This is a genomic window from Rhizobium sp. BK176, assembly GCF_024808055.1.
Map to the genome: position 1 here is coordinate 1 of NZ_JANUBV010000014.1, position 21,470 is coordinate 21,470.

Annotated in this window: 23 protein-coding genes; 15 read left to right on the forward strand and 8 right to left on the reverse strand. The window is 60.1% G+C overall.

The window, feature by feature from the left end; all coding sequences use genetic code 11:
- The first annotated feature begins 87 nt into the window (after nt 1-87).
- The 4 genes from FHT76_RS29415 (at nt 88) to FHT76_RS29430 (ending at nt 4,218) form a co-directional block, all read left to right on the forward strand.
- Nucleotides 88-1,749, forward strand: a complete 1,662-nt coding sequence (locus FHT76_RS29415) for an alpha/beta-hydrolase family protein (protein WP_183862778.1) — start codon at nt 88-90, stop codon at nt 1,747-1,749.
- Nucleotides 1,750-1,862: 113 nt separating this feature from the next.
- The gene (locus FHT76_RS29420; protein ID WP_176705686.1) at nt 1,863-2,036 is read left to right on the forward strand and encodes a hypothetical protein; all 174 of its coding nucleotides are present in this window, start codon (nt 1,863-1,865) and stop codon (nt 2,034-2,036) included.
- Between the two features lie 431 nt (nt 2,037-2,467).
- A complete protein-coding gene (locus tag FHT76_RS29425; protein WP_183862776.1) occupies nt 2,468-2,683 on the forward strand; it encodes a hypothetical protein in 216 nt (71 codons plus the stop codon).
- Between the two features lie 113 nt (nt 2,684-2,796).
- Nucleotides 2,797-4,218 carry an aspartate aminotransferase family protein gene (locus FHT76_RS29430; RefSeq protein WP_183862774.1) on the forward strand — a complete coding sequence of 474 codons (1,422 nt, stop codon included), beginning with the start codon at nt 2,797-2,799 and terminating at the stop codon, nt 4,216-4,218.
- Nucleotides 4,219-4,231: 13 nt separating this feature from the next.
- Here the strand turns inward: FHT76_RS29430 and FHT76_RS29435 are convergent, their stop codons facing one another.
- Together FHT76_RS29435 and FHT76_RS29440 are read right to left on the reverse strand one after the other, a co-directional pair.
- Nucleotides 4,232-4,651: a DoxX family protein gene (locus tag FHT76_RS29435; RefSeq protein WP_183862772.1), complete on the reverse strand. Its 420-nt coding sequence runs from the start codon at nt 4,649-4,651 to the stop codon at nt 4,232-4,234.
- 89 nt (nt 4,652-4,740) lie between these two features.
- Complete coding sequence (locus tag FHT76_RS29440) at nt 4,741-5,787, reverse strand: sensor domain-containing diguanylate cyclase (RefSeq protein ID WP_183862770.1); 1,047 nt, start codon at nt 5,785-5,787, stop codon at nt 4,741-4,743.
- Between the two features lie 228 nt (nt 5,788-6,015).
- On the opposite strand from FHT76_RS29440, the gene FHT76_RS29445 reads away from it, so the two are divergent.
- From FHT76_RS29445 to FHT76_RS29455, 3 genes are all read left to right on the forward strand, one after another.
- Nucleotides 6,016-7,344 carry an extensin family protein gene (locus FHT76_RS29445; protein WP_183862768.1) on the forward strand — a complete coding sequence of 443 codons (1,329 nt, stop codon included), beginning with the start codon at nt 6,016-6,018 and terminating at the stop codon, nt 7,342-7,344.
- A 390-nt stretch (nt 7,345-7,734) separates the two neighbouring features.
- Nucleotides 7,735-8,661 (forward strand): ABC transporter ATP-binding protein, encoded by a 927-nt coding sequence (locus FHT76_RS29450; RefSeq protein WP_183862766.1) that lies wholly within the window; start codon nt 7,735-7,737, stop codon nt 8,659-8,661.
- Nucleotides 8,658-9,419: an ABC transporter permease gene (locus FHT76_RS29455; RefSeq protein WP_183862764.1), complete on the forward strand. Its 762-nt coding sequence runs from the start codon at nt 8,658-8,660 to the stop codon at nt 9,417-9,419. The genes FHT76_RS29450 and FHT76_RS29455 overlap by 4 nt, the downstream gene beginning before the upstream one ends.
- A gap of 9 nt (nt 9,420-9,428) precedes the next feature.
- Here the strand turns inward: FHT76_RS29455 and FHT76_RS29460 are convergent, their stop codons facing one another.
- From FHT76_RS29460 to FHT76_RS29470, 3 genes are read right to left on the reverse strand one after another with little or no spacing between them, the layout of a single operon-like run.
- Nucleotides 9,429-10,130, reverse strand: coding sequence for a TIGR02281 family clan AA aspartic protease (locus tag FHT76_RS29460; RefSeq protein WP_183862762.1), 702 nt, complete (start codon nt 10,128-10,130; stop codon nt 9,429-9,431).
- Complete coding sequence (locus FHT76_RS29465; RefSeq protein ID WP_183862760.1) at nt 10,127-10,336, reverse strand: DUF1289 domain-containing protein; 210 nt, start codon at nt 10,334-10,336, stop codon at nt 10,127-10,129. Before FHT76_RS29465 ends, FHT76_RS29460 begins: the two co-directional genes overlap by 4 nt.
- Nucleotides 10,337-10,354: 18 nt before the next feature.
- Nucleotides 10,355-11,137: an adenosylcobinamide-GDP ribazoletransferase gene (locus tag FHT76_RS29470; RefSeq protein WP_183862758.1), complete on the reverse strand. Its 783-nt coding sequence runs from the start codon at nt 11,135-11,137 to the stop codon at nt 10,355-10,357.
- Nucleotides 11,138-11,275: 138 nt separating this feature from the next.
- Here FHT76_RS29470 and cobT point away from each other — a divergent pair, with 138 nt between their 5' ends.
- The 3 genes from cobT to FHT76_RS29485 all read left to right on the forward strand — a co-directional run bounded on the left by cobT (nt 11,276) and on the right by FHT76_RS29485 (nt 14,018).
- On the forward strand, nt 11,276-12,292 hold the full coding sequence (gene cobT, locus FHT76_RS29475; RefSeq protein ID WP_183862756.1) for a nicotinate-nucleotide--dimethylbenzimidazole phosphoribosyltransferase: 1,017 nt from the start codon (nt 11,276-11,278) through the stop codon (nt 12,290-12,292).
- A gap of 119 nt (nt 12,293-12,411) precedes the next feature.
- Nucleotides 12,412-12,792, forward strand: coding sequence for a diacylglycerol kinase (locus FHT76_RS29480; protein WP_183862754.1), 381 nt, complete (start codon nt 12,412-12,414; stop codon nt 12,790-12,792).
- 119 nt (nt 12,793-12,911) lie between these two features.
- Nucleotides 12,912-14,018, forward strand: coding sequence for a hypothetical protein (locus FHT76_RS29485; RefSeq protein WP_183862752.1), 1,107 nt, complete (start codon nt 12,912-12,914; stop codon nt 14,016-14,018).
- 6 nt (nt 14,019-14,024) lie between these two features.
- Here the strand turns inward: FHT76_RS29485 and FHT76_RS29490 are convergent, their stop codons facing one another.
- Entirely contained in the window at nt 14,025-15,560 is a 1,536-nt protein-coding gene (locus tag FHT76_RS29490) for a HAMP domain-containing sensor histidine kinase (RefSeq protein WP_183862750.1), read from the reverse strand.
- A 106-nt stretch (nt 15,561-15,666) separates the two neighbouring features.
- Here FHT76_RS29490 and FHT76_RS29495 point away from each other — a divergent pair, with 106 nt between their 5' ends.
- The 3 genes from FHT76_RS29495 to FHT76_RS29505 are packed head-to-tail and all read left to right on the forward strand — an operon-like array spanning nt 15,667 to nt 17,402.
- A complete protein-coding gene (locus FHT76_RS29495) occupies nt 15,667-16,203 on the forward strand; it encodes a thermonuclease family protein (protein ID WP_183862748.1) in 537 nt (178 codons plus the stop codon).
- Nucleotides 16,197-16,862 (forward strand): uracil-DNA glycosylase family protein, encoded by a 666-nt coding sequence (locus tag FHT76_RS29500; RefSeq protein WP_183862746.1) that lies wholly within the window; start codon nt 16,197-16,199, stop codon nt 16,860-16,862. The genes FHT76_RS29495 and FHT76_RS29500 overlap by 7 nt, the downstream gene beginning before the upstream one ends.
- Nucleotides 16,863-16,913: 51 nt before the next feature.
- The gene (locus FHT76_RS29505; protein ID WP_007533095.1) at nt 16,914-17,402 is read left to right on the forward strand and encodes an Lrp/AsnC family transcriptional regulator; all 489 of its coding nucleotides are present in this window, start codon (nt 16,914-16,916) and stop codon (nt 17,400-17,402) included.
- Between the two features lie 11 nt (nt 17,403-17,413).
- On the opposite strand, the gene FHT76_RS29510 is transcribed toward FHT76_RS29505, so the two are convergent.
- Together FHT76_RS29510 and FHT76_RS29515 are read right to left on the reverse strand one after the other, a co-directional pair.
- Complete coding sequence (locus FHT76_RS29510; protein WP_259186157.1) at nt 17,414-18,412, reverse strand: ABC transporter permease; 999 nt, start codon at nt 18,410-18,412, stop codon at nt 17,414-17,416.
- Between the two features lie 34 nt (nt 18,413-18,446).
- Nucleotides 18,447-19,190, reverse strand: a complete 744-nt coding sequence (locus tag FHT76_RS29515) for an ATP-binding cassette domain-containing protein (RefSeq protein ID WP_040674400.1) — start codon at nt 19,188-19,190, stop codon at nt 18,447-18,449.
- A gap of 213 nt (nt 19,191-19,403) precedes the next feature.
- Here FHT76_RS29515 and FHT76_RS29520 point away from each other — a divergent pair, with 213 nt between their 5' ends.
- Together FHT76_RS29520 and FHT76_RS29525 are read left to right on the forward strand one after the other, a co-directional pair.
- A complete protein-coding gene (locus tag FHT76_RS29520; RefSeq protein WP_183862744.1) occupies nt 19,404-20,384 on the forward strand; it encodes an NAD(P)-dependent oxidoreductase in 981 nt (326 codons plus the stop codon).
- Nucleotides 20,385-20,431: 47 nt separating this feature from the next.
- Nucleotides 20,432-21,421: a sugar-binding protein gene (locus FHT76_RS29525; protein ID WP_019279868.1), complete on the forward strand. Its 990-nt coding sequence runs from the start codon at nt 20,432-20,434 to the stop codon at nt 21,419-21,421.
- The last annotated feature ends 49 nt before the right edge of the window (nt 21,422-21,470 follow it).

The window sequence follows — 21,470 nt, forward strand, 5'->3', positions numbered from 1 at the left end:
CCGCGCCGTTCAAGTTCCTCGGACTTTAGATGTGGCAAGACTGGGCACGCCGGTCGTTATCGGCGTCAGAAGCATGAGAGGGAACGCATGAACCGTTTGCTGCTGCGCCTGTTCGCGTCGTTTTCGACGCCGGGGCTGGCCCTAGCCTTCATTTTCTTCGCTGCGTCGCTGACGCCGAGCCTCATGCCGCGCTCCTATTTCATTCAAGGCGCTCTGTCCGGCATTGCCGCCGCGGTCGGGTATCTCATCGCGGTAAGTTTCACTTGGCTGTGGAAGTACTTGGAACTGCCCGTTTTCGACGGCCGCAGGCTGCCCGGCAACCTGATCGTTTGCGGACTTGGCCTCTTGCTGGCCGTGGCTTTCCTTTGGCGGGCTGCCGACTGGCAGAATTCGATCCGCGACTTATGGCATATCGAGCGTGTCGATACGGCCGACCCCTTCAAGGTTGCGACCATCGCCATCCTCGTCTTTTTCGCGGCCTTTCTGATTGGGCGGCTGTTCCGCCTTACCTGTCTGTCCTTTTCGGGATGGCTATCACGCTTCGTCCCGCGTCGGGTCTCGCAGGTGGTTGGCGGGGCACTGGCCATCGTGCTTTTCTGGTCCGTCGTGAACGGCGTGCTGCTGCGCTCGGCTCTCCATATGGCAGACACATCCTTCCGGAAATTGGATGCACTGGTGGAAGACAACATCCCCGTACCAGCCGACCCCGCGAAGACCGGAAGCACCGCCTCGCTTGTCACCTGGGAGGGACTTGGTCGCCAGGGCCGTCATTTCATCTCATCGGGGCCGACAGCCGTTGATATCGGCGATTTCTGGAAGACTGTGGCGCAGGAGCCGATACGAACTTACGTCGGCCTCAACAACGCAGAGACCATCGAGCAACGCGCAAGGCTTGCGCTGGACGAAATGAAGCGCCAAGGCGCGTTCGAACGCTCGCTGCTCGTCATCATCGTCCCAACCGGCACCGGCTGGATCGACCCCGAGGCAATGGATACGCTCGAATATCTGCAGCACGGGGACGTGGCGAGCGTGGGTCTCCAGTATTCCTATCTGACCAGCTGGCTTTCGCTGCTCGTCGAGCCGGAATACGGATCGGCTTCCGCCAGGGCGCTCTTTCGTGAAGTCTATGGCTACTGGACGACGCTGCCGCGAGACAAGAGACCCAAGCTCTACCTGCACGGCCTCAGCCTTGGAGCGCTGAATTCCCAGATCTCCGCCGACATATTCGATATCGTGTCGGATCCCTTCCATGGCGCGTTGTGGAGTGGCCCGCCGTTCGAAAGCAGAATGTGGCGCGACGTGACGGCTGCGCGCAATCCCAAATCGCCCGCTTGGTTGCCGCAGTTCCGGGATGGATCTCTCATTCGGTTCACCAACCAGACGAACCAGTTGGATATTCCCGGTGCACATTGGGGACCAATTCGCCTTGTCTATCTGCAATATGCCAGCGATGCCGTGACGTTTTTCGATCCTCATTCCTTCTACCGGGAGCCGGCCTGGATGCGGCAGCCGCGAGGACCCGATGTTTCGCCGAGCCTGCGTTGGTTTCCCGCGCTGACGATGCTGCAATTGCTCGTCGACATGGCAACCGCTACGACGTCCCCGATGGGGTACGGCCATGTCTATGCTCCGCAACACTACATTGATGGTTGGATCACCGTGACGGACGCGAAGATCGACGCGGAGCAGGTCGACGCCTTGAAGCGGTTGTTCCAGCAGCGGCCAGCGCAGACCGGCGAGGGCGACTAGTTATCCACAGGTCGCGCCTCAAATCGGGAAACGCTGAGCGTTAACCATGTTCATTAGGCTTTCATTCAGCGTCTCGTATCAGTTTGCGCCGCAGTGGCTGGGAAACCACAGCATTGAGGCTCGAAACAATGACCTACAGCGGCTTGCTTTTTACTGCCATCGTGGCGGGTCTGATAACAATTCTGGCCGTCGGTAGCCGTCCGGCCAGCGAAGCCGCGTCCAACTGGCCCCAGATGCAGGTGATGAAGACAGACCGGATCGTCACGGGCAGCGTTCCAGCTCGATAGACGAGGGGTGCGTCGGATTTGCCCGGCGCAAGCGACGCCAGCTGCACCAAATCGGAACCTCCGGCATCTCTTAGGGAGACGCCTTGCCTGACGTTCAGGCTTTGTTAGGCATCCCGGGGGCAATGCCTTTGTCAGGGCAGGCGGATGACCTAAGTCGACATCATGGGAGAGAAATCATCATCCGAGTCGCGGCCATGCCTGATCGATCTGGTGATCGTCGGACTGGTCGCGGGACTTCTGGCCTGCCTGCTACGTGGTGGCAGCATCGGTCCGATCGCGCCGGTGGGCTTGGGAACGGCCTTGTCCTGGTATTTTCTGGGCTTCCCGATCATCAGGACAAGAAATCGCTCGCGTTAAATTGGTAGTCCGAAGCAAGAGCACGTTAAGAGTCGAGGGCTTAAGCGGGTAGGGTTCTTTAAGGCAATTTACCCATGTGTAGTTCCGATCAACGTTACGATGTCATTTGCGACCCGCTCGATTCATGGATCGTGTGGGACAACGAGACTGAAGAGCCTGCTTCTTTCGGCGGGCAGATATTGCACGGCTTGACCGAAGGCCATGCCATCGAAGTCGCTAAGATCATGAACGAGCTCTACGGCAGCGAGAAACGCGATGTGCCGATGGCGTTTCGCAGCCTCGGCGCTTGAAGCCCTGAAGGCTGTCGACAGGTGCGCTTAGCCGGTGGGCTGGCCCCGTCATAGAGTTCAGGCTACTCTCCGCCATCGCGGGCTTTGACGGCGCGGCGTGGAGGGCGGATATCATGGGCACGAAGGAATTGTTCTCAATCGCTGCCGGTCATGCGGCCCGCTTTCGAGAGAAGAACGACGGCCGTCCCCATCACCCATTTCATGACTATTTCGCCTCGGTGGATGCCTTTGCCGGTCCGCTGCCCGAACAACCATCACCCATGGTCGACGTGCTCGAGCAATTGGTGACGGCAGCGGAGCCCGGCTTGCATCTAACGACCGGGGGGCGCTTCTTTGGCTGGGTCATCGGCGGCTCTCATCCGATGGGGGTTGCTGCCGATTTCCTGACGAGCGCATGGGGACAGAATGCCGGCAACCATATGGTGTCGCCTTCGGCTGCGGCGGTAGAAACAGTGGCTGCGGCCTGGTTGCTTCAACTGCTCGGGCTCCCGACAGGCAGCTCTGTCGGCTTTGTCACCGGCGCGACCCTCGCAAATTTCACCTGTCTTGCATCTGCTCGGGGCGAGGTGCTGCTAAGGGCCGGTTGGGATGCAGATGCCAATGGATTGTTCGGAGCGCCGCCAATCACCGTACTGATCGGCGATGACGCGCATACGACCGTGTTTTCGGCTTTGCAGTTTCTCGGACTTGGACACGATCGTGTGGTGCGCATCGCGACGGATGATCAAGGGCGCATCAAGCCTGCAGCGTTCGAGCGGGCGGTAGCGGATGTTTCCGGACCGTGTATAGCGGTCCTCCAGGCTGGCCAGATCAATACCGGCGGCTGCGACGATTTCCGTAGCTTGGTCCCGCTCGCCAAATCGAAAGGCGCATGGGTGCATGTCGACGGTGCATTTGGCCTGTGGGCGCAGGCTTCCGCCCTGCGATGCGATTTGACCGCTGGCGTAGAGCAGGCGGACAGTTGGGCCACCGACGGGCACAAGTGGCTGCAGACGCCGTATGATTGCGGCTATGCGATCGTGCGCGACGAACTGGCGCATCGGCGCGCGATGACCATCGCGGCGAGTTATCTGCCGCTTGCGAGCGAAGGCGAGCGCAATTCCTCGGACTATGTCCCGGAACTGTCGCGACGCGCACGCGGCTTTGCCACATGGGCGATGATCAAACACCTGGGGAGCAGTGGTGTCGGCGCTCTGGTCGATCAAGCGTGTGACGCTGCAAAGGCCATCGCTTTCGCTCTTGGCGCGGAACCGGGCATTGCTATCGGCAATGATGTCGTTCTCAACCAGGTTATCGTGCGCTTCGGAGCGGACCTGCCGCCCGAGCAGGGTGATGAGCTGACGAAACGAACGATCGGGGCCTTGCAGCGCGAAGGCGTCCTGTTTGCCAGCGGAGCGGCATGGCGCGGCAGGCACGTCATGCGGCTTTCGGTTTCCAACTATCAGACGGGTGCCGACGAGGCGGAGAGGGCGATTGACGCAATCTTGCGAGCCTATCGACGAGAGCGCCGCGACGCCAGTGTGACCGAGCGGTGACCTGTCGTTCGCGCTAGAACCCGCGACCCTTCAGCCAGGTATCAATCGAGAGAGCGCCTGCACCGACGGCCGCGAGCACGAACATGCCGCCTGCAATCGCGAGATCCTTCTCGAAATGAAAGAGCTCGTTCTGGTCGCTGAAGTTGGTGTGATAGAGCGTCGCCGTCGCAACGCAAAACAGGCCCAAGGCGGTCGCGCCGATGCGGGTCAAAAAACCGGCCGCGATGGAGAGACCAGCAACGATCTGCAGAGCGATCGTTGCCACAAGCAAGGGGACGCTCAAGCCGAATTGCGCGGCCATCTCGATGGCGCCGGAAAAATTCAGCGCCAGCGATACGCCCTCATGCAGAAAGATCCAGGCAAGAAGCAGCCGGCCGATCAACAGCGTAGTCTCGCGTGCACTTGTGACGACTGTGGATTTTCCGCCTGCCATATGGACCTCCAGCACGCTGCCAACGAACCCGGGATAGCGTTCCGGCATCTTACCTGAAAGCAGCAGATTCGTCAGGCTTTACCGGGTGGCTAGGCTGCATCCATCTTTCGGTTGTCGTCGCTGACCAAAGCCTGGCAGATTCGGAACCGGTTCTTGCCCTGAGACTTCGCCTCGTAGAGCGCGGCGTCGGCGCAAACGAAGATGTCGGAGCGCATGGTTGGGTCGAAGAAGGCGACGCCAACAGAGGCACCGACATGCATCCGGGAGCCATCCCGTTCGACGGAGCGGCTGAGGCAGTCGACGACCGTCTCAGCGAGCCTAGCGACGCTGCCGGCGCTGTCGTAACCGCTGACAAGGACCGCGAACTCGTCGCCGCCGATGCGTGCGACCAGATCTGCCCCCTGGCATGCCGCCAGCAGGCGCTCTGCTGTTTCCTTGAGGCATTCATCGCCGGCCTGGTGACCGAACGTGTCGTTGATCCCCTTAAAGCCATCAAGGTCGATGAGAAGCAGGGCTGTGGCGGTGCCGTTGATACAGCGGAGGGGCAGGCGTTGCAGCGCAGTCTGAAATTGCGCGCGGTTCGGGAGGCCAGTCAGGATGTCGAATTCTGCGAGATAGCGAATCTGGTCGAACATCGTCTTCTCGGCCGTGATGTCGAGTTTCATGCCGAAAATACGGACAGGTACACCGCCTTCACACTCAACGGTCGCGGTAATGCGGATCCATCGCGTATTGCCCTTGGGCGTGACGATCTCGGCGTCGAGTGTAAAGCCTGTGCGTTCCTCGATTGCACGCGTGCGGAGGCGAGCAAGCTCGGCGAGCGACTCCTTCGAGTAGCACTTCAGGATTTCGGCGCGATCGAGTTCGGCGTCGTCTGGCATATCGAAGAGATCATAGACCATCTTGGTCCAGACCAGGCGATTGTCCGGAAGGCTGCATTCCCATACGCCAATCCTGGCGGCCTCAGACGAGCGATCGAAGATCTTGCGGCTGTGGGCAAGCGCAACTGCCTGTTGTTCGAGCTGCTTTTCCGTTTCCGCGAGCGCGTTTTGGAGAGCCTCCATGGCAGCCTGGCGGCCGCGCCGGGAGGGCGCCACGCAGTCTGCGATTTTGGCGAAGGCAGCGAAGAATTTCATGCTCGACCCAACGTTGGATGGCCCAATCCTACAATCGTTGGAATGACTTAAGATTTCGTTTTGTACGCGGCGGCGCCAACGGTCTTGTCGCGCGCGCTTGTGCTAGTCCGGTACTGTTTTGGGCTCAAGGCCCGCCGTCGCCGGTCCGGGTAAGCTTTCGTTCACCGTTCTTCACTAAATTTCGGTTGAAGTTTTAGATCCCTGCCGTTCCTCGGAAGCGATGAGAGCATGGCGTTTGTTTCCATTCTTCGGCGATACGTGCTGCCAACGCTGCTCTCGACGGCGCTGGTAACATGTTCGACCGATGGCCTTATTCCGCCCGGTGACGTCGACAACGGAACTCGGGTCGGATCGATTTCGCCGCAGCGCCGCGCGCCGGCGGCGCAGATGCAGATGCCGCCGAACGAGCAACCCTATCCGGTCGCAGGTGCACCGGTCGCTGATGCAGCAGGTTCGGTCGATTACCTCGATACGCCCAATCTTGCCGGAACGGGACACAGTGGCGCGGGCACTCGGTCACGGACGCTACAGGCACCGCAGCAACCTGGGCGCTTGCCTATGATCGACAGCGATGAGGCAATGGCAGGGGCGCAGGGTGCGGCCGGATCGCTTCGCAGTCAGCCTTCGACCTGGGGAGGGACTCAGCAGCTCTCGGTGCCCGAGGGCGGCGTCAACATGGATGCCGAACTTGGTGCCGAACCGGTTGTCGGCCTCGCCGAGGAACAGCAGCAACAGATCGCGGAGGGGCACTCCGATCAGCCGGTCGTCGATGGCATCGGGACCGACAATCCTACCCAGCTCAATCCTGCACGGATCCCGGCGCCGGCGGCGCAGGCACAGATGAGCAGCGCGCCTGTTTGGAACGATGGCAGGGCGGTCGTGGCGCCCGCGCGGGTGCCCGAGGAGAACGACGAGCAGGAGGTCGCCATGCTGCGGCCGAACAACCCGACCGCGCCGATGATGAGTGCGCCCGCGGCTCCTGCTGATCCGAGCGTCATGCCGGCCTCGGAGCTTGCCTGCCGCCGCGAGCTGAAGCGAATGGGCGTTGTCTATACCGAGAAGCCACCAATCTCGAACGGGCCCGCTTGCCAGGTGCCGTATCCGATCTCGTTGCAGGGGCTTTCCGGCAATATCGGTGTCAGGCCAGCGGTGACACTGAATTGCCAGGTGACGCTCGCTTTTGCCAAATGGGTCAAGAACGAGCTCGCCCCGTCCGCGCGCTTCCGCTACTGGTCGGGCATCAAGACCATTCAGCCGCTTGGCGGATACAGCTGCCGCCGCATGAACAACAGCCGGCAGCGCTACAATCCGATGTCCGAGCATGCCCGCGGCAACGCGATCGATGTCGGCAAGTTCGTTCTGAAGAGCGGCCACGCGATCGACGTGCGCAAGAAGGGGCTGTTCTCGTTCCGGGAGGGCAGGCTGTTGCAGGCCGTGCGCACCGACAGCTGCAAATATTTCAATACAGTGTTAGGGCCCGGGAGCAACCCGGAGCACTGGAACCATTTCCATTTCGATCTGCGCGAACGCCAGAGCGGCAGGGTCTACTGCCACTGAAAAGGAAAGGCCGGCCCGAAGGCCGGCCCAAGGCGAACACGGCGCGGGCGGCACCGCCCGGCCGAGTCAGATCATGTAATGACTGGTAATGCACTTCACGCATGTCGAGGAAACACGGGAGCGTAACGAGATCGCTCAGGCGGCTGCTCCGCAAGGGGTGCGGCGGGACGGAGAGCGCTTGCTGCCTCGCCGCCTTTATGCCGCAGAAAGATCACCGGTTGATGACATGCTGCCACGCCGGAGTTTTCCACAGGCTTGGACATTTTTTTCGCTTGGAAGCGTTTTCACGGAAGTGAATACTCTGTTCAGCAGCGCCGGGATGTCAAAACCACCGGAAACGCATATATAGCGGCGAGCAACTTTTCGCCGCAGCCTCCATAAGAGCCCTTCATGGCCCCGATCATTTCCATTCGAAATCTCACCAAGACCTACGCCAACGGATTTCAGGCCCTCAAAGGCATCGACCTCGATGTCGAGAAGGGCGAAATCCTTGCCTTGCTCGGGCCGAACGGGGCGGGCAAGACGACGATGATCTCGATTGTCTGCGGCATTACCAATCCGAGCGGGGGCGCTGTTTCCGTCGGCGGTCATGACGTGGTGAAGGATTTCCGGGCGACGCGTTCTATGATCGGTCTCGTTCCACAGGAGCTAACCACCGATCAGTTCGAGACTGTGTGGAATACGGTCAGCTTCTCGCGCGGTCTGCACGGCAAGCGATCCAACCCCGCGCATATAGAGAAGGTGCTTCGCGATCTTTCGCTCTGGGACAAGAAGGACAACACGCTGCGGCAATTGTCCGGCGGCATGAAGCGAAGGGTGCTGATTGCCAAGGCGCTATCGCATGAGCCGGAAATTCTCTTCCTCGACGAGCCCACCGCAGGTGTCGACGTGACGCTGCGCAAGGACATGTGGCACGTCGTCGAAAAGCTGCGCCGCTCCGGCGTCACGATTATCCTGACCACGCACTATATCGAAGAGGCGGAAGAGATCGCCGACCGTGTCGGCGTCATCAACGGCGGCGAGCTGTTGTTGGTCGAAGACAAGACGGCGCTGATGGCGAAGCTCGGCCGCAAGCAGCTTATTCTCGAACTGAACGAACCGCTGCAAGCGCTGCCGGATCGGTTTGCGGGCAATGGTCTTTCGCTTGTGGCAGACGGCAGCCGCCTGATCTACGACTTCGATACTCAGAAGGAGCAGGAAAGCATCGCCACGCTGCTGAAGCGGCTCGGCGAGCACAACATTCACTTCAAGGATCTTTCCACGCAACAGAGCTCGCTGGAAGACATCTTCGTGGCGCTCGTGGGAGGGGCAAAATGAACTTCGAAGCCATCAGATCCATCTATTTCTTCGAAATGGCCCGCACCCGCCGGACGCTTCTGCAAAGTGTCGTTTCGCCTGTGATCTCGACATCGCTCTATTTCATCGTTTTCGGCGCGGCGATCGGTTCGCGCATCCAGCAGGTTGAAGGCGTGTCCTACGGCGCGTTCATCACGCCCGGCCTGATCATGCTGACGCTGCTCGGGCAATGCATCAGCAACGGGTCGTTCGGAATCTACTTTCCGAAGTTCACCGGCACGATTTACGAGGTATTGTCGGCGCCGGTGGCAATGACCGAAATTCTGCTTGGCTATGTCGGTGCCGCGGCGACAAAAGGGTTGATGATCGGGGTGATTATCCTGCTCACTGCGAATGTCTTCGTGGACATCCGGATCGAGCATCCAGTGATGATGGTTCTGTTCTTTCTGCTGACAGCGATCACGTTCAGCCTGTTCGGCTTCATGATCGGCATATGGGCCACGAATTTCGAACAGTTGAACCTCATTCCCATGCTCGTCGTGCCGCCCTTGACCTTCCTCGGTGGCAGCTTCTATTCGATCAACATGCTGCCGCCCTTCTGGCAGGCAGTGAGCCACTTCAACCCCGTACTCTATCTCGTCAGCGGCTTCCGTTGGAGCTTCTTTGGCATCGCGGACGTCAACCCGCTAGTGAGCCTCGGGATGATCGCGATCTTCCTGGCGATCTGTCTAGGGACGCTGGGCTGGATTTTCAGGACGGGCTACCGGCTGCGGAGCTGAACACTGCCTCTAGTCCCGCATCCGAAGCTCGTCAGTCTGGATCTGCAAGGATCCGAGGGTCGAGAGGAAGCTCATCCCGAGAAGGCTCTGATCGAGCTTGCCGTCCTGCGCGACGCTGGCGGGAACGTTATGACGGATGATTGGGCCGATGGCGACCTCGGAAAGCATGACACGGGCGGCGCGGGCGCGGCCGTTTGCAGTCATCACGCTCATCGAATATTCGAGGTTGTCAGGGATAATGCCTACTCGCTCGGCGTCTTCGCGGGACAGCGCGATCATGCTGGCGCCAGTATCGACCAGCATCGAAATACTCTGGCCGTTGATCGTGACATAGGCCTCGTAATGGCCGTTCAAAAGCTTGTGCAAGATGACCTCCTGATCACCCTCGCTGGTGGTCACGACCACGGCGCGGCCCGGGACAAGACCTGCGAGCAGACGATTGCCGACCCCGAGTGCTTCCTGCCGATAGAGATAAAGGGTCGCAAGGCCGAGGATCAGGACAAGCCAGATCATCAGGTTGCGAAGGGTCTCGCTGGCGCTGGCGCGGCGCGCCCAGATGCCGGCAGCCAGCATCAACGCGATCGGAAGCAGATAGATGAAGCGGCCGAAATCGTCGGTCCGCATACCGAAGATCCGGCTTGTGTCGTCGCTGAACAGGAGGACGGCGAGACCCAGGCCAAGGACCGCAAGGACGATCGTCAGACGGTTCATGCACGCCGCTCCGGCCTAATCTGCGTAGCCTGCGAGATATCCTGTCCCTTTGCGAAAAGCCGTGCGGGCAGTACGGCCATGAGCCGTTCGCGCTCGTCGTCGGAAAATGACATCCAACCGCCAATCTCGGCAAGCGTACGACCGCAGCCCGTACAAAGGCCGGTCTTTGGGTCGATACAGCAGACATCGATGCAGGGTGTTTGCATGCAATCTATATCGAGATTTCACAGGGCCATGGCAAGGGCGCAGACGGCGGCGATTTCCGAAATCTGTTGCGCCGCGCCGAGCGTGTCACCCGTATGGCCTTCAAGCTTGTGGCGCACGAACCGGGTGAAGGCCATGACCGACAAGCCGCAGCCAAGGAGAGCGCAAACGAGAGGAAGGAGACCAAGGCTCGGCCAGAGAAGCAGAGCGGACACAACACAGCCGGACACGAGCGCCATGTGCATCGAGCCTTCGCCGGGTTGGCCGGCGGCGGCTGCTACGCCCACGGGTCTTGCCGATGGCAGCCGGTGCCAGTGCCAGACGAGCGCGCCGCGGCTGATGCAGGCGATTGCGGGAATCGTGAGCGCCGCGGCAAGTGGCTGCGCTGTGCGTGCGATCGCAGCGAGTGCAGCCGCCCGAAGCGCGAACGACAGGATCAGCGAGAGCGCACCATAGGTGCCGATGCGGCTGTCCTTCATGATGGAGAGCGCGTGGTCGCGGTCGCGCCCGCCGCCGAGGCCATCGGCGCAGTCGGCAAGGCCATCCTCGTGCAGCGCGCCGGTCAATACTGCTTGAACGGCCAGGGCTGCAAACGCCGACATCAGACTGTCGGCGCGCAGGCCGAGCATGACCAGGAAGACAAGCGCGGGCACGAGCGCAATGACAATGCCTGCCATGGGAAAGGCGCGGGAGGCGCGGTCAAGCTTGCCGTCGAAGCCGGCGAAGGCGAAAGACGGCATCGGAATGCGGCTGAGGAAGGCGACGGCGCGAGCGAGGTCGGCCGCATAGTTTCCGATGTTCATTCTCACCCCGACTCCGCGACCATATGCAGCGCTTTAGGAGTTGTTCGCCCCGGCGCCTACCTTTAAGAGAGTGGCGACGAAAGAAGCTGATTTGCAGCGAAAAGACAAGTTACCGACCAAGACAAGGAAATCGCATTCATGAGCGTTTCAGGCCTGCCATTCGACGATTTTCGGGCACTTCTGCGCGATCTCCCGGGACCGGATGCCAGGGCACTTGCAGCCGCGCGCGAACGCGATGCTCAATTGACGAAGCCGCCCGGCGCCCTCGGACGGCTTGAGGAAATTGCGTTCTGGCTTGCCGCCTGGACGGGCAGGGCGCCTGCAGTGAACCGGCCGCTGGTGGCGATCTTCGCCGGCAACCACGGCGTCACCAAGCAGGGCATCACGCCGTTTCCGCCGGCCGTGACGCAGCAGATGGTGGAGAATTTTGCGGCCGGCGGCGCTGCGATCAATCAGATCTGCGTGGCCTATGATCTTGGGCTGAAGGTCTTCGATCTCGCGCTCGACTACCCGACCGGTGACATCACCGAAGAGCCCGCATTGTCCGAGCGCGATTGTGCGGCAACCATGGCCTTCGGCATGGAGGCGATCGCAGGCGGCACCGATCTTCTTTGCATCGGCGAGATGGGGATCGGTAACACCACGATCGCAGCAGCGATCAACTATGCCCTTTACGGCGGGAACGCGCGTGACTGGGTTGGCCCGGGCACCGGTTCCGAAGGCGAAATGCTGGAACGCAAGATAGCTGCGGTCGAAAAGGCTGTGGCGCTGCACAGTGACCATCTTGACGATCCGCTGGAGATCATGCGCCGCCTCGGCGGACGCGAAATCGCGGCGATGGCTGGGGCAATCCTGGCCGCGCGTGTCGAGAGGATCCCGGTGCTGATCGACGGCTATGTCGCGACAGCGGCCGCCGCCATCCTGAAGGCCGCCAATCCTTCGGCGCTCGATCACTGCTTGATCGGCCACGTCTCCGGCGAACCCGGACATTTGCGAGCGATTGAAATGCTTGGCAAAACGCCGCTTCTCGCGCTCGGGATGCGGCTTGGCGAGGGGACTGGCGCGGCGCTCGCGGCCGGTATCGTCAAGGCAGCGGCGGCCTGCCATTCCGGCATGGCAACGTTCTCGCAGGCAGGTGTCAGCAACAAGCACTGAAACCTTCAGGTTTATGACAGGTTGATGACAGAGTTCTTGCCGCGGGGACCGTGAACCGGTATCGCAATTTCTGACTGATGGCGGCAATGGCTGCCATTGACGGACGACGAGGGCACTTGATGAAACCTGCCGTGACAAAACTCACCGGCATCAGCCACTTCTTTGCAGCCGCCAGCTATTCGCTTGGCGGCTTTCGCCGGCTGATCAAGGAGGCGGCGTTCCGGCAGGAACTGTTGTTCTTCGTGGTTTCACTGATCCTGCTGGTCTCCGTCGGCGCGACGCTGGCGGAGTTGATGATCGCTGTCGTCCTGTTTCTCGTGCTCTTTGCCGTAGAGGCGCTCAACACCGCGATCGAGGAAGTCATCGACAGGATTTCGCCTGAGATCTCGATGGTTGGAAAGCACGCCAAGGATCTCGGCTCTTTCGCCGTGCTCTGCACGATTGCCGCGTGCGGGGTGTTCCTCCTGTTTACGATCGGCAAGCATCTGCTGTTCGGGTAAACGGCGCGCCTCCACTTCTTGATGTAATCGGTTGTTGTTACTACACAAGTGCATCTTGTGGGTGTATTTCAACCTACGCTAGGCTGGCTGTCAGGTGCGCACCAACTGGAGGGGTGGCGATGTCGGCGATGGCAGGGAGATCAAACTCAACTTCCGAGGAACGCGAGCGCGGCCGACATGCGCTTCTTCTCTGCATCGTGGGCGGAGTTGCAACGGTTGTAACCCTGCTCTTTATGCTTCTCTCGCAGTTTGACGGTTGGATCGCTGCTACAGGCGTCGGCGGTTTGATTACCTTCCTTGGAATGTCCATTGGTGGTTTCCTTGGCTTTTTGTTCTCGGTACCGCGAATTCTGGCGAAGGACAGCACAGCACCGCTCAGCGCCATTGTTGGCGCGGCAGCAAATGGGACGGGTCCATCTGCCCCGCCGGCGGCTGTGGCGGCGATTAAGCGCGAGCGTCTGCTCAGTTCGAACACGAACCTCGAGCGCATCTCTGAGTGGCTTACGACAATGCTCGTTGGCGTGGGGCTCACACAGATCGGCTCGCTCGATCGGGCAATAATGGGCCTTAGCGGCTTTCTCGACGCGAAGGCCCGGGTTTTCCTCGTCGATGGACAGCCAAATGCCGGCGTTCTCCCCGCAATCGGTCCTCTCCTGCTAGTTTGCGGATTGGTAAGCGGATTCATCTTCTTCTATCTGTATACCCGGATCTATTTGTCGCCACTCTTTCAGCGCGTTGAAGAAATTCTGGGAGACGAGCTAAGCACGGAACCACTGCTAACCGCGATCCCCGAGTTCCGAAATGCGGCGGCGAGCCTTGCCGAGGGCACTGATAACCTATCGATGGCGTACACTTCGAAGGCTTCGGAGATTTCTATAGCAGACAGTCTCGATGTCATCCAAAACCTCCTTTATAAAACCGATGGATACGCGCGAGCACTCGAGCTCAGCAACAAACTCGTGACCACGCCAGCAGTCAAGCTTGCACGGTACTGGTTTCTCATGTCGGCAGCCTATGGCCAAAAGCATCACGCACTATTGGACGCCGACGCACCCGAAGCAGAGCGTCTTTCTGCAAGGCGTGCTGTGCTTGACGCGGTGCAAAAGACCGTCCAGCTCAATCCTAGCTATAGAGCGAGGTTGATTGCCTTGACTGACGCAGGCGCGTTCGACAACGATCTGCAGGATTTTGCGACGAGTGATGATTTTTGGCGGATCGTCAAATAGTCGACATCACGCAAAACTGCGGCGCTTGCGGGAAACCGCTTGGGTATCCTCGACAGCCGGAACGGTCTGAAGCACGCGCTTGGCGGGCAGGATGGCGATAACTTCGGTGCCTTCGCGCAGCTTCGATTTGAGGATGAACTGGCCGTCGTGCTTGGCGAGGATCGCCTGAACGATCGGCAGGCCGAGGCCGGTGCCTTGTTCCGCGCTCTTGATCGCGATCGAGCCCTGGCCAAAAGCGGACAGGACCACCGGAATTTCATCTTCCGGAATACCGGGGCCGTTGTCCTTGATGGAGATGTATTGGCCGCCACCGGCGGTCCAGCCGACCTTGACGTGGATTTCGCCCGATTGCGGCGTGAACTTCACGGCGTTCGAAAGCAGGTTGAGGACGACCTGGCGAAGCGATTTCTCATCTGCCCAGACGGCGGGCAATTCGGGCTCGAACTGCTGCGAGATGGTGATGTTCTTGCCCCGAGCCCTCAGTTGCACCATGCCGATGCAATCTTCGGAAATGTTCAAAAGCGAAATCGCTTCCTCGCTGAGTTCGTATTTGCCAGCCTCGATGCGCGAGAGGTCGAGGATCTCGTTGATGAGATTCAGCAGATGCTCGCCCGAGCGGTGGATGTCGCTGGTGTATTCCTTGTAGGTCGGGTTGTTGAGCGGCCCCATGACCTCAGCTGACATGACCTCGGAGAAGCCCAGGATGGCATTGAGTGGCGTTCTCAGCTCATGCGACATTGAGGCGAGGAAACGGGACTTTGCAAGGTTTGCTTCCTCGGCCCGGCGGCGGGCCTCATCCGACATCGATTTTGCGACTTCGAGTTCGGCGATCAGGTCGTCCTTTTCTGCCTGATAGGCGAGAATCTTGAGGTTGGATTGGAAGAGCCGGTCGGCGATGTAGTTGAAGAAAATGACGGTGGTTGTGAAGATGGCGGTCAGGCTGATCTCGAGGATTTCTCGGGACAGACCGGCCTTGGCGACCAGGCCGAGGACGACAGGGGCGAAGGTTATCAGCACCGACGGTGTCAGCATGAAATTCGACATGGCCGTCACGGAAAGTGCGATCAGTAGCGTAGCGCCCTTGTAAAGCAGGAAGCTCGACGGCTCGCATACGGCGCAGTCCTGCAGAGCGAACACTGCCCAGCAGCAGCCGACCATGAGTTGGCCGAGCAGGAGAATGCGGCGCCAGCTGCGCGCGGTTGTCGCGTTGATTTCCTGGCTGCGGGCGCGGCGCGCGATGAAGACGTTTGCCGCATGGGCTGTCAGTGTCAGCAGCGCCCACAGAAAGATCTGCGTGTCTTCCGTGAAGTAAACGCCGAATGCGGCAATGATGATGACGAAGAGCGGGACGATCGAAGCGCCCTGCAGGACGGCATTGACATACATCACCAGTACGTCGCGATCGAACCCGCCGCTCGCGGCGTGGCTCGATTGCAGGCGTTCCCGCGTCAGCCGAACAGCCTTCGATACAGGCTTGTTCCGGTGACTGCGTGACTTGTCGACGATGTTCTTATCGGTCGATGTGCTAACGCCAGTACTCATTGTGCACGTTGAAACTTGATCCGCGGGTCTCTACACCCTAAAGCCCAATCCTTAAGATGATGTTAGCCATCTTTGCCAAGGATTTGTTTCTGAAGGAGGCGAAAGCGTGACGCGCGGTTGGCGGGTGATGCGCGACGGCGTGACGGCGCTGGCTTTGCTGGCGTTCCTGTGGCTGATTGCGGCGAAGTTGAACGACAAGACAGAAACGGTCCATTCCGGACAATTTCATGCCGCGGATGGTGACAGTCTGAATCTCGGCAATGAGCGGATGCGGCTCTACGGCATCGATGCACCCGAGTTGAGCCAGACATGCGAGCGGGCAGGTGGAGTATGGACCTGCGGTCAGGAGGCGAAGCGGGCATTGCAACGTCTTGTTGGGGCGGTCGATACACAGTGCGCTGGAACGGAGCGGGACCGTTTTGATCGCCTGCTTGTGATCTGCCGGGCTGGCGGCGTCGATTTGAACGCCGTGATGGTGCGGAGCGGCATGGCGGTGTCCTATGGCGCTTATGGTGACGAGGAGAGGCAAGCGAGAATGGAAAAGGTCGGGCTCTGGGCTGGGACGTTTGAGACGCCGCGCAGTGTGCGCGAGCATGCGCCAAGATCGAATGTGCGGGGAATAGCGGGATTACTCGGATGGTGACTGACGAAGGCGCGCCGGACGAGCGCGCGCTGGATCGCCTTCGGCAGGAGATTGCCGCCTGCCGGATCTGTCGTGACGCACCGTTCGGCGGGCCTGGTGCGCGATTGCCACATGAGCCGCGGCCGGTCGCGGTCATCTCTTCCAAGGCGAGGATATTGATCGCGGGGCAGGCGCCGGGGCTCAAGGTCCACGACACAGGTCTGCCGTTCAACGACGCATCCGGCGACCGCCTGCGCGATTGGCTGCATGTCGATCGGGAGACGTTCTACGACCGCGACCGTTTCGCCATTGTGCCGATGGGTTTTTGCTTTCCTGGCTACGACGCCAAGGGAAGCGACCTGCCGCCGCGGCGGGAATGTGCGCCGCATTGGCGGAGTAGGGTGATTTCGGCAATGCCGCAGATCGAACTGGTGATCGTGGTCGGCCAATATGCGCAGGCTTGGCACATGGGCCGGGAGCGCCGCGAGACTATGACCGAGACGGTGCGGGCCTGGCAGACGGCCCTTTCGCGTCCGGGCTCGCCGGTCATTTTTCCGCTGCCGCATCCTAGTTGGCGAAATACCGGCTGGATCAAACGCAATCCTTGGTTCGCAACAGAGTTGTTGCCGACGTTGCGCGAGCGGGTTGCGGCATTGCTGTCTGAAACAAAATTCTTTTAAACTCCCGGAATCGCGCTATACAGAGAAAATAATTCGAAGGGGCTTTGCCGTATGGACCGTCTTGACCGTAAGATCCTGCGTCTCTTGCAGGAGGATTCGACTTTGGCTGTGGCCGATCTTGCCAAGAAGGTCGGGCTCTCCACAACACCTTGCTGGCGGCGCATCCAGAAGATGGAAGAAGACGGCGTCATCAAGCGCCGTGTGGCCATCCTCGATCCGGAGAAGGTCAACACCAAGGTCACGGTGTTTGTATCGATCCGGACGGCAACGCACTCGATCGAGTGGCTGCGACGCTTTTCGGAAGTCGTCGCCGACTTCCCCGAGGTCGTCGAGTTCTATCGCATGAGCGGCGATGTGGACTATCTACTGCGCGTCGTCGTGCCTGACATCGCGGCCTATGATGCATTCTACAAGCGGATGATCGCAAAGATCGAGATTCGTGACGTCTCGTCTGCTTTTGCCATGGAACAGATCAAGTATTCGACGCAGTTGCCGCTCGACTATATGATCCTCGACAACGCCAAGTCGAACGAGGACTGAGGGCTCCTCAGCTACTCGCTCTGGCGGAGATTTCTCAGCCGGTCGAACAGAACCGCGAGTACGATCGCGCCACCGATGAAGGTACCTTGCCAGAAGGCGTTGATCCCCAATAGTCCAAGGCTGTTGCGGATCACCTCGATCAGCGCCGCGCCAACGATGGCGCCGAACGCAGTGCCGACGCCACCGGCTAGATTGGCGCCGCCGATGACGGCCGCGGCGATAACTTGTAGCTCCATGCCCGCACCGATGTTCGTGGTCACGGCGCCAAGCCAGCCCGTCTGGATGATGCCGGCGACCCCGGCCGAGAGTGCCGAGATCATGTAAACGGCGACCTTGATCTTCCTGACGGGCACGCCCGTCAGCGTTGCCGCGTGCTCGTTTCCACCGATGGCGAACACATAGCGGCCAAACCGGGTCCAGCGCAGCACGAAGCCGGTGAGGAGGGCCAGCACTGCCATATAGAGCACCGGATTGGCTATGCCGAAGAACCATGCGCCGCCGCCAAGCGCCAGCAGCTTGTCGTGGTCCGGGCCAAACTGGAAGACAACGGTGTTGTTCGAGGCAACCATCGCGAGGCTGCGGGCAATCGACAGCATACCAAGGGTGACGACGAAAGGCGGGAACCCAAGATAAGCGATCAGGAGGCCGTTGAAGGCGCCCACGACGAGCGCCGTGCCGATCGAAGCCGCAATGCCGGTTCCGATGCCATAGCCGGCATGCATGGTGACTGCCAATACCATGCTGCAGAGGCACAGCACCGAACCGACCGAGAGGTCGATGCCACCGGTGACAATCACAAGCGTCATCCCGAGCGCGATGATCGCGACGAAGGTGACATTGCGGGTGATGTTGTAGAGGTTGGTGGGGGTAGCAAAGGAGCTCGTGGCGAAGGACAGGAAAATGCAGGCGAGAACGACGGCGACGAGGACCCAGAACGTCTGGCTCACAAAGACTGACGACAGCCAGTTACGCTGCTTCTGCGCTATCGTTTGATCGAGGGTTATTGCCATGGTCGACCTTCGTTCGCTTGCATCCGGTGCTTGTTCACACCTGTTCGATTGCGCCGGTTATGAGCCCCGTGACTTCCTCCGGCGAGCTTGCCCCGATCTGCTTGTCGGCAACCTTGCGGCCGCGCCGCATAACGATCACCCGATCAGCTACCGAGAAGACGTCGGGCATGCGGTGGCTGATCAGGATGACGGCGATGCCGCGATCGCGCAGTTGGCGGATGAGGGAGAGGACCTCCGCAACCTGACGAACGGAAATGGCGGCCGTCGGCTCATCCATCAGCACAAGCTTCGCCTCGGCCAGCATGGTGCGCGCAATCGCGACGGCTTGGCGCTGGCCGCCCGACATCTGCTTCACCAGGTCGCGCGGGCGTGTCTCCGATTTCAGTTCCTTGAAGATTTCGCCGGCGCGCTTGTACATCGTCCGGTAGTCAAGAATGCGCAGCGGGCCGAGGCCGCGGCGGAGTTCGCGGCCAAGGAATACGTTGGCTGCGGCGGTGAGGTTGTTGCAGAGCGCAAGTTCCTGATAGACGATCTCGATGCCGCGCTGTCTCGCATCGATCGGCTTGTGAAGGATGAGATCCTGACCATCGAGCCGCATCGCGCCATGGCTCGGCCGAAAGTTGCCGGCGATCATTTTCACGAGTGTCGATTTGCCGGCGCCATTGTCGCCCATCAGCCCGACGACCTCTCCCGCTTCCAGTGAAAACGAAACGTCGTTGACCGCCTGTATGGCGCCGAAATGTTTTGATATGTTGGCGAGCTCGAGAACTGCCACCAGCCGTCTAGCCTCCTAAAGCCGAAACCCCTATTTCGGGCCGTGATGTAGCTCGCCAGTTCCTCCCTCGCGAGCCGTTGCAACATTACCCAGAACCGCGCGAAACCGTCAATCGGATGCTGCTAATTTACGGGCTCCGTTACAATTATTCGTTTTGTACTACAATTCGATTGACGCGCGTAGGTGTCTGTATATTAGCTATTGGTGGAGGAGAGTATGCTGATCCTTGTCACCGGTGGAACGGGCAAGGTCGGGCAGCACTTCATCGCTGGGCTGCTCGACGATCCGCGATTTTCAAAGGCGCGCATTCGCGCGCTTTGTCATAATCGCTTGTGCCCAGAAACCGAGCGGGTCGAAACCCTCCGAGGCTCGATCAGCGATCGCGAGACGGTAACCAAGGCGCTTGCCGACGTCACACATGTCGTGCATTTGGCGACATGCAAGGAAACGCCTGAGGACGTCATGGACGTCACCGTCAAGGGACTTTTCTGGCTACTCGAGGCATTCAGGACGAGCGCCACTGCGCGCCAGTTCATTCTTATCGGCGGTGATGCCGGAATCGGCCATTTCTTCTATCGCCATGAAGCGCCGATCACCGAGGCCACGCCGCACCAAGCCTATCCCGGGTGCTACGCGCTGTCGAAGGTTCTGGAAGAGGTGATGCTGGAACAATTCCAGATCCAGTACGGCATCAATGGCTGCTGTCTGCGTGCGCCCTGGATCATGGAGAAGGATGATTTCAAGTTCACGTTGTCGTTCGGTGATGACGTCTTCGGAGGGCCGGACTGGAAGACGCTTGTTCCGGCGAGCGATGCTGTGCGTTATGCGCGGGAACAGACGATCCCGCTCCTGCGTGACGCTGACGGTCGCCCATTGAAGCGCAATTTCGTGCATGTGGATGACCTTGTTTCCGCGATCCTTGCCGCGCTCGACAATCGGCGCGCCAACGGGGAGCTCTTCAACATCTGCATGGATCGTCCCGTCGACTACGGCGAGGTCGCCGCCCATCTGGCGCGCACGCGCGGGCTCAACTCGGTCGACATCCCAAGCCAGTTCCATTCGAACTGGATGGACAATAGCAAGGCCAAGTACCTGCTGGGATGGCGGCCCGTCTACGATCTGGAAATGCTAATCGACTCGGCCTGGGGGTATATGCGTTCGGAGGAGGATCCTCGCATCGTCTGGTATCCGGGTTGATCATGTGGCGGGCGATGGCGTCCGCCATTTTTAAATGGGAGGAAGCTATGAGGAAGGCATTATTGCTTACAGCCGCGGTGCTGGCGCTGACGGCTGGACAGGCCCTTGCCGCGAAGAAACAGCTGGTCATTGTCGTGAAGGGGCTCGACAACCCGTTCTTCGAGGCAATCAACCAGGGTTGCCAGAAATGGAACAAGGAAAACCCGGACTCCGAATATGAATGCTTCTACACCGGTCCCGCATCGACTTCCGATGAAGCCGGCGAAGCGCAAATCGTTCAGGACGTATTGGGTAAATCCGAAACGGCGGCCATCGCTATTTCTCCGTCAAACGCCAAGCTGATCGCGCAGACGCTGAAGACGGCAAATCCGAAGGTCCCCGTCATGACACTCGATGCCGACCTTGCTGCCGAGGACTCGGCACTGCGCAAAACCTATCTCGGCACCGATAACTATCTGATGGGCGCCCGCATCGGCGAATACATCAAGAAAGCCAAGCCGAAGGGCGGCAAGATCTGCACGATCGAGGGCAACCCCGGCGCCGACAACATTTTGCGTCGTGCGCAGGGAATGCGTGACACGCTGACCGGCCAGAAAGGCCTGACGGCGCTGAAAGGTGAGGGTGGGTGGACGGAAGTTGCCGGTTGCCCGGTCTTTACCAATGACGATGGCGCCAAGGGCGTTCAGGCCATGACCGACATTCTCGCCGCCAATACCGACCTCGATGCCTTTGGCATCATGGGCGGTTGGCCGCTGTTCGGCGCACCACAGCCCTATCGGGATCTCTTCAAGCCGATGGCCGACAAGATCGGCAAGAACGAGTTCGTGATCGGTGCGGCCGACACGATCGGCGATGAAGTCGCGATTGCCAAGGAAGGCCTCGTTACGGCGCTCGTCGGCCAGCGGCCTTTTGAAATGGGCTACAAGGCACCGTCGGTAATGATGGATCTGATCGCCGGCAAGACCGTCCCGGATCCTGTTTTCACCGGTCTTGACGAGTGCACGAAGGACACGGTCGATACGTGCATCCAGAAATAGTTGGGTAGAAGGAACGGCGGGCGGACGAAGATTCTCCGTCCGCTGTTTT